This is a genomic window from Pseudoalteromonas sp. NZS11_1, assembly GCF_015864275.1.
Lineage (GTDB): Bacteria > Pseudomonadota > Gammaproteobacteria > Enterobacterales > Alteromonadaceae > Pseudoalteromonas > Pseudoalteromonas arctica.
The window spans coordinates 1-8,390 of sequence record NZ_JADYXK010000049.1; the positions used below are offsets into that span (position 1 = coordinate 1).

Sequence of the window (8,390 nt, forward strand, 5' to 3'; positions counted from 1 at the left end):
CTCAAGAGGGATATGTTTCTGAAATGTAGATAAAGAGTCAGGAGTGGCGAATATATCCGTATCAAGTAACCAATGACTAAGCATAAAAATACCCTCATAATCAAAAGATGATAAGGGTATTATGAAGCAACCAAAAGATCGGTCAACCGATCAAAAATACCTTAACTGATCGGTGTTAGCCTTAGGGCCGTTTTTTTGTGTCTGTAATAAAATCACTGACTATAAAGCTGCTCATTTAGCGGCTAGCTTGTTAAAATAAAAAAAACGATATTTAAAGCAAGGCAATATGGCATTTACAACAACCTACACACTAGATAAACCTTACTTTTACGAGTGCTTTGATGAGTCACTCCCGTACAGTAAGCGCGCCAAACCTAAGTACTTTTTACTTGTACTCCTCGTTGCGCTTGGTTTATTTGGCATTTATGTTTTAAACGATCATTACTTAGGATCGTTTATGATCATGCTAGGTGTACTAGAGTGCGTCGCTTTTTACTATCGCAGACCTTGGTGGGTAACCAGACAAATGCTCAGCAGAGCGTCAGGCTCTGAGGTAACACTTACCTTTGATGAAGAAGGCATTAAATCGGCTAATCATTACAAAAGCTTTCAGCTAACTTGGCAAGACATAAGCAAAGTAATAGATACTCAGCAAGGTATTATTATTAAAAATAAAAGCGGAATGCAGTACATTTCAAAACAAATACTAACCCCAGAAACACTCGCTTTTATAAACAAAAAAGCCACTCAGTGAGTGGCTTTTTGACTAGTTGAGTTAATTACTCAACTACGTATACGTGTTGATTAAGCATTGCCCGGATTAGGGTTCGACTTTTCAGCTTGTATGCGCATGTAAATCTCTTCACGATGCACTGATACGTCTTTTGGTGCATTAACACCGATTCGAACTTGATTTCCTTTAACACCTAGAACAGTAACTGTTACTTCGTCACCAATCATTAGGGTTTCACCTACTCTACGAGTTAGTATTAGCATTCTCTTGCTCCCATGTTCCAATAAAAATTATAAGATTCCGCTTAAACATACTAATGAAAATTAGACTGAAAAGTAAGTAAAAACTCTCAATCTATCCATTTTCTGTTAAAAATGCTTTGTGTAATGCACGAACTGCCAACTCTAGGTACTTTTCATCTATTAAAACTGAAATTTTGATCTCAGAAGTCGAGACTAAAACCACATTAATATTTTCCTGCGCTAATGCATCAAAAAATAAACTTGCTACACCAGAATGCGATTTCATACCCATTCCAACAGCAGAAACTTTAGCGACTGTTGGTAATCCGCTTATATTTTGAGCACTGAGTTGAGCTTGATCTTCGCTCAATAATTCAAGTGCTTGCAGATAATCATTCGAGTGCACAGTAAAAGCATAGTCTATTTTTTCAAAGATATGATTAACTTGATTAATCATATCTATTTCGATGCCATTATCAGCAAAAAGTTTCAATATTTTTGAAAGATATTGCGTACCGCTTGGCACACCATCTACTTTAATTAAACATTCGTCACGATTAAACGCAATCCCCGATACCACCTTACTTGGCATATCGTTCTCCTCAAAACTTATTAATGTGCCTTCATCAGGATTAAAACTAGAAAGCACCCTAAGTGGCACATTGTGTCTACCTGCAGCTTCTACCGAGCGAATATGCAAAACTTTTGCGCCTAAACTTGCCAGCTCTAGCATTTCGGCAAAAGTAACTTGGCTCATTCTGCGCGCGTTAGGTTCAACACGAGGATCTGTAGTATATACGCCGTCAACATCTGTATAGATCTGGCATTCGTCGGCTTTTATAGCCGCTGCTATTTCTACAGCCGATGTATCGGTGCCGCCGCGTCCAAGCGTTGTAATATTGCCCTCAATATCACGTCCCTGAAACCCAGCAATAATAGCAATACGATTATGCTCAAGCTCATGCTTTAAGCGCGTAGCAGCAACCTCAGCAATACGAGCTTTACCAAACATGTTGTCGGTTAGAATATTGACTTGATCGGCTAATAAGCTTACAGCTGAATGACCACGTTTGATAATAGCCATAGCAAGCAGTGATACAGAAACCTGCTCTCCGGTGCTAATAAGTACATCTAGTTCACGGCTACTCGGGCGAGCATCAATTTGTTTGGCGAGGTTAATTAAGCGGTTGGTTTCTCCCGACATAGCAGAGAGAACCACAACCACTTGATGTCCTTGTTGTCTGGTTTTAACAACAAGGTCGGCGACTGCTTCAATTCGCTCTATTGAGCCGACCGAAGTGCCACCGAATTTTTGAACAATAAGCGCCACTTAGGCTTAAGTACGCTCAGTTAACCAAGCTGTAACGCTATCTAGTGCAGCAGCAAGATTTTGTGGCTCACTACCACCAGCTTGTGCCATATCTGGACGACCGCCACCTTTACCACCTACTTGACCTGCCATATGGTTAACTAACTCACCGGCTTTTACTTTACCTGTTAAGTCTTTAGTTACACCGGCAATTAGGCTTACTTTGTCGCCACTGGCAACACCCAGTGCAATAACACCTGAGCCAATCTTGTTTTTAAGGTCATCAACCATACCGCGAAGCGCTTTAGATTCAGTACCTTCAACGTTTGCTACAAGTAGCTTAACGCCATTAATTTCAACAATCGAATCAAGTAAAGACGCGCCCGCTGCACTTGCTAGTTTATCGCTAAGCTGTGCAATTTGCTTTTCAAGGCCTTTAGATTTTTCAAGCAACGCAGTTACTTTTTCAAGTACCGATGCGCTATCGCCTTTAACTAAAGCTGCAACATCGCTAAGTTGTTGCTCTTGCTCGCTAACGTACGCTACAGCATCTGCACCGGTTACGGCTTCAATACGGCGAACACCTGCGGCAATACCACTTTCAGATACAATTTTGAATAAACCAATATCGCCAGCGCGCTCAACGTGAGTACCACCACAAAGCTCAATAGAGTAGTCGCCAATAGTAACTACACGTACTTCGTCATCGTACTTTTCGCCAAACAATGCCATAGCACCTTTCGCTTTAGCATCATCAATAGCCATAAGCTCAGTATTAAGTGCAAAGTTACGACGAATTTCGTCATTAACTACACGCTCAATTTCACGTAGCTCATCTTTAGTAACCGCTTCAAAGTGCGAAAAGTCAAAACGTAAACGATCTGGCTGAACAAGTGAGCCTTTTTGGCCTACATGGTCACCTAATAGTTGGCGTAGTGCTTCGTGTAAAATATGCGTAGCTGTGTGGTTTTTCTTAATGCAATCGCGGCGCGTATCATCAATAGTTGCGTCAACTTTGTCATTAACACCAATACGGCCTTGTACAGTACCGTGGTGAGCAAAAGCATTACCAAGCTTAGTGGTATTAGTAACATTAAATTCGCCACCAGCAACTGTAATAGTACCCGTGTCACCCGTTTGGCCGCCTGATTCAGCGTAAAACGGTGTGCGGTCTAGTACTACAATACCTTGTTGACCATCTTCTAATAACTGAACAGCTTCGCCACCGGCAAAAATTTCAATAACGGTCGCGCTATAATGTGTGCTGTCGTAACCTTTAAAGTCAGTGTGTTTATCTGATTTTAATTGGTCATTGTAATCTGCACCAAATTTACCTGCTTGTTGCGCTGTTTTACGTTGTACAGCCATACACTCTTCAAAGCCTTGATGATCAATTGTCATCTGGCGCTCACGCGCAACATCGGCCGTTAAATCAGCTGGGAAACCGTACGTATCATAAAGTTTAAATACTAAGTCGCCCGGTATAATATCGCCTTTAAGGTCGCTTAAGCTTTCTTCTAAAATAGCTAAGCCACGCTCAAGTGTTTTACCAAACTGTTCTTCTTCAATGCGTAATACTTTTTCAATAATTTCTTGTTGCTTAGCAAGCTCAGGGTACGCTTGACCCATTTGCTCAATTAGCGCAGCAACTAATTTATAGAAAAACGAACCTTGTGCACCTAACTTGTTACCGTGGCGCACAGCACGACGAATAATACGGCGCAGTACATAACCACGACTTTCGTTAGATGGCATAACACCGTCTGAGATTAAAAACGCACACGAACGAATATGATCCGCTACTACGCGAAGTGACTTATCGTCCATATCTTGCGCGTTAGTTACGCTTGCAGCTGCTGCAATTAAGCCTTGGAACAAATCGATTTCGTAGTTTGAATGCACGCCCTGCAAAATAGCAGAAATACGCTCAAGGCCCATTCCCGTATCAACAGATTGCTTAGGTAGAGGCAACATTGTACCGTCGCTTTGACGGTTGTATTGCATAAATACAAGGTTCCAAATTTCGATGAAACGGTCGCCGTCTTCCTCAGGAGAGCCCGGAGGACCGCCCCAAATATGCTCGCCGTGATCATAAAATATTTCAGAACACGGACCACACGGACCAGTATCGCCCATAGACCAAAAGTTGTCTGAGGTCGCAATACGAATAATACGATCCTCTGGTAAGCCAATTTCATTAGCCCAGTAACCAAACGCTTCTTCATCATCGTGATAAATAGTTACTAAAAGTTTTTCTTTAGGTAGGCTTACTACCTCAGTTAAAAACTCCCATGCAAACTTAATCGCGTCTTGCTTAAAGTAATCACCAAAGCTGAAGTTACCTAACATTTCAAAAAATGTATGGTGGCGAGCAGTGTAGCCTACGTTTTCTAAATCGTTATGCTTACCGCCAGCACGTACACAGCGCTGCGAGCTTGTCGCACGTGTATAAGGGCGGCTTTCTGCGCCTAAAAATACATCTTTAAATTGCACCATGCCGGCATTGTTAAATAACAACGTGGCATCGTTACCCGGTATAAGCGAGCTAGAAGGTACTATTTGATGTTGCTTGCTGGCAAAAAAGTCTAAAAACTGTTGCCTAATTTGTGCGGTAGTCATGTGCTGCATTTGAAAGTCTCACCTGTATTTACTGTGCTTGCATTGCAAAATTAATTTCATCGTAGCTAAAACCCCGATACATTAAGTAGCGCACGCGCTTAGCTTTATCTTTGTAATCGAGATCGGCCGGTGTATTTGAATATTTTTTATTGTACGCATCCTGCGCAAGCTCAAACCAATCTACTTCAAGCTCTTCAACTACCAATTCAAGTAGCGAACGATCAATCCCTTTGCCCATAGCTTCGCTTTGTATTCGCTTAAGCCCGTGGCATTTAAATATGTGTTTTCTTACAAAGCCTTCACAGTATCGCTGCTCGTTAATAAAATTATGCTTTTCGCACCAATCAAGCAGCGTTTCAATAAACTCTTCTGTAGCTTCTTTTTGCTGTAATTTTAGCGTTAACTCACGACGCGAATATTCTTGGCGCCCTAGTAACCAAAGTACATAGTTTTTTAGTTTTTGCTTTAATTTATCATCCATTAAGCGTCAAAACGCCCGCTTGTTTCACTGCTAAGTGGCTTAACATTAATGTCGTCACTTGGTGGTACAACAGGCATAAAAATGGCTTGATAAGATACAAAAAAGCTAATGTAGCAAATCGGCATTAAAATCAACAGTGGTAAGAACGATAAGAACATCGAAAGCGCCATAAATAATGCGCAAATAAGACCAAAAACGCCAAGTGGCAAAATGTTATGATAAAACACCATTAACGATTTTTTAAGCGCCGTTAAAATACGTGTTTCTTTACTAAAATAAACAAGCGGTACAGCGTAAGCAAACGCCGTTAAATAAATTAGCATTGCCATAAAAAACAAAATTACATTCGCGCCCGAAATACTCTCAAGCATTTGTTCAAGTGCTACGTTTGGATCAAGTCCTGGTTGGCTCATAACAGCCACTGCATCGGCAAATAAGCCATTAGCAAGTAACGCCATTAAAATGCCCGCACCCATTTGGTAAAGTGCTAAACGCAATAGCCCTAAACGGTTTCCCTTAGCCGTAAATGGCTTGAGAATATCGGCTAGCATAATTTTTCCACCCTGCTGCTTACTAAGCACCGCTTGGTAAAACCCTGCGGTTAAAAATGGCGTAGCTAGCGCTGCTACAACTTGCAGTAAAGGTAAAAATAAAGACAGCAGCCCTACAATGCCAATAAATAAATGCATAAAAATAAAGGTTGCTGGCTGGGTTTTAAAAATAAGCCATCCGGCTTTTAACCACTTTAGCCCTGCATCGGCTTTAAAAATTCGTAATTGTGTAGACATACTTGCTCTTAATTTAAAACGAAACACGCCAAGTATAACTTGGCGTGAGGGGGTATTAATAGACGAAACGTAATTAAATAATTAAGGTTTTTTAATTTTCTTAATATCTAACATATGCGCGCCATGCTTAATTTTTGTTTCTAGGTACGATTTATTACCAGCAACACCCGCTTTAATGTGCGCATGTGTGCCCACAACCGAGTCAACATTAATACCGGCATCTTTTAATGCGTTAAGCTTTTTAGGATTATTGGTCATTAATTTAACGTGGCTTAAATTAAGCGCATTGAGCATTAATACCGCATCCGAAAAGTCACGTAAATCATCAGCAAAGCCTAAATGATTATTAGCTTCGTAGGTGTTCATACCTTGCGATTGCAGTACGTAAGCATCAATTTTGTTGTATAAACCAATGCCACGGCCTTCTTGGCGTAAATACAATAAAATACCGCCTTGCTCGTGCATCATTTCAATACATTCATTTAGCTGCTCGCCGCAATCACAACGCGATGAGTAAAATACATCGCCTGTTAAACACTCTGAATGCATACGAATAAGCGGTACATCTTGCTCTGTATCAGCGTTGTTAAACACCATAGCAATATGTTCTTTACCATCTTTTAAATCAGTAAATGAGATTATTTCTGCAGGGATATCACTATTTCTGCCAACATTAAGCTGGACTCTTGCTCTTACTTGCGCCACGACAAATCCAAATATTTAAATAACTACGACACGACAATAAAGTGATAATATCACAAAATAGGATAAATACACCGTAGTACAAGACTGTTTATGGCAATTATATGGCGACGACAGGCGTTATTTTCAATGATTGTTAGCAATAAATTAATACAAATAACAGCCAATGTTATTTACGTTGATTTACCTTAATCAGTGACACTTACGGGCGCGTTTGGTATTTTGTATTTTAAACAACGATAGGGATTATTATGAAACGTCAGCAACTCGCTTTATTTATAGGCTTAAGTTTATCTGCTTTAAGCGCAACTACTTTAAGTACTACAGCACTTGCCAGCCAAGCAAGCGATCCTCAAACGGTATTTAGCCAAGCATACCAAAGCTATTTAGCAGCAGTTAAAGCAGACGAAAACGTACAACAAACTGCCAAACTTGCTTACACATCAGGTAAAGCCGTTTACGGTAAAAGCGACGACAATACTGCCAACTTAGCTATTAATTACGCTAAAGCGATTAAAGGCTACGGCGATGAGCTAAACGAACAGCGTTTTGCACTCTATAACGAAGCCCATACTATTTTAGCTGCAAATCACGGTAAACTATCAATAGAAACAATTGATGCACTGCTCGGCCAAGCTAACTACACAACATCAGCTTACAAAGCAGCTAACTTTTTAGAACAAGTAATAGATATAGCTAAAACACAAAATAAGCCTAAGTTTGTAGCCGACATGAAACTAGAAGCGGCATCACTGCTTGCTAAAAAGTTTAGCTCTAAAAAATATCGCGAAGCGAAAAACTACCTAGAAGAAGCCGACGAATACTACCGTGAAAATCTACCTAGTAGCTCGGTAGAGCAAATTAAAGCTAACTTTTTAATAGCCGCATTTGCCGAAGGCAGTAAAAAATATAATCAGGCAATTGAGCGCTTAAACAACATAGTTACCGCGTTTGACGATAACTTAAAATACGATCACAGTGCTGAGCTAACCGCTCACTCTAAACTTGTAGGTCTGTACGAAAAACAAGGCAAAAGCGAAGAAGCAACTAAACACTGCCTCGCTATCGCTCAAATGGTGCCATGGAAAGAATCGCAAGAGCAAACACCACTCTATCGTGTTAATCCTAAATACCCAGTGCACAAAGCCAGATTTAGTACCGATGGTAGCGTTATTATGGAGTTTGAGGTAGACGCAGCTGGCTTTGTAAAAAACCCAAAAGTACTTAGCTCTGAAGGCGGCAGCGCATTTGAAAAGTCAGCCAAAGCAGCGCTTGAGCAATGGCGTTACGCGCCAAAGTTTGAAAATGGTAAACCTGTTAGCGCTATTTCTCAGGTACAGCTCGACTTTAAAATTAACCGCCACTAAAAGCGGCTCATTAAAAAAGGCGCTTTATGCTGTCTCTTATACACAAATCCCTGCTAAGAAATTAGCGGGGATTTTTTTGAACTAAATCTCAATGTCATGATCAGATCTTCAAATCTTGTTTGAGGGCACATTATGATTAACGAACATAC

General features: G+C 40.5%; 8 protein-coding genes. 2 read left to right on the forward strand and 6 right to left on the reverse strand.

Annotated features, from left to right (window positions below):
• Window positions 1-286 precede the first annotated feature (286 nt).
• Window positions 287-754, forward strand: coding sequence for a YcxB family protein (locus I6F44_RS19325; protein WP_197174396.1), 468 nt, complete (start codon window positions 287-289; stop codon window positions 752-754).
• Window positions 755-804: 50 nt separating this feature from the next.
• On the opposite strand, the gene csrA is transcribed toward I6F44_RS19325, so the two are convergent.
• From csrA to I6F44_RS19355, 6 genes are all read right to left on the reverse strand, one after another.
• Window positions 805-996 (reverse strand): carbon storage regulator CsrA, encoded by a 192-nt coding sequence (csrA, locus tag I6F44_RS19330; protein ID WP_004587515.1) that lies wholly within the window; start codon window positions 994-996, stop codon window positions 805-807.
• 91 nt (window positions 997-1,087) lie between these two features.
• Entirely contained in the window at window positions 1,088-2,305 is a 1,218-nt protein-coding gene (locus I6F44_RS19335; protein ID WP_197174397.1) for an aspartate kinase, read from the reverse strand.
• 6 nt (window positions 2,306-2,311) lie between these two features.
• Window positions 2,312-4,912 (reverse strand): alanine--tRNA ligase, encoded by a 2,601-nt coding sequence (gene alaS / locus I6F44_RS19340; RefSeq protein WP_197174398.1) that lies wholly within the window; start codon window positions 4,910-4,912, stop codon window positions 2,312-2,314.
• A gap of 19 nt (window positions 4,913-4,931) precedes the next feature.
• Window positions 4,932-5,384 (reverse strand): regulatory protein RecX, encoded by a 453-nt coding sequence (locus I6F44_RS19345; protein WP_007583805.1) that lies wholly within the window; start codon window positions 5,382-5,384, stop codon window positions 4,932-4,934.
• Window positions 5,384-6,172: a BPSS1780 family membrane protein gene (locus tag I6F44_RS19350; RefSeq protein WP_007378958.1), complete on the reverse strand. Its 789-nt coding sequence runs from the start codon at window positions 6,170-6,172 to the stop codon at window positions 5,384-5,386. The genes I6F44_RS19345 and I6F44_RS19350 overlap by 1 nt, the downstream gene beginning before the upstream one ends.
• Window positions 6,173-6,253: 81 nt before the next feature.
• Window positions 6,254-6,877 (reverse strand): GTP cyclohydrolase II, encoded by a 624-nt coding sequence (locus I6F44_RS19355; RefSeq protein ID WP_007583803.1) that lies wholly within the window; start codon window positions 6,875-6,877, stop codon window positions 6,254-6,256.
• A 248-nt stretch (window positions 6,878-7,125) separates the two neighbouring features.
• On the opposite strand from I6F44_RS19355, the gene I6F44_RS19360 reads away from it, so the two are divergent.
• Window positions 7,126-8,241: an energy transducer TonB gene (locus tag I6F44_RS19360; protein ID WP_197174399.1), complete on the forward strand. Its 1,116-nt coding sequence runs from the start codon at window positions 7,126-7,128 to the stop codon at window positions 8,239-8,241.
• Window positions 8,242-8,390 lie beyond the last annotated feature (149 nt).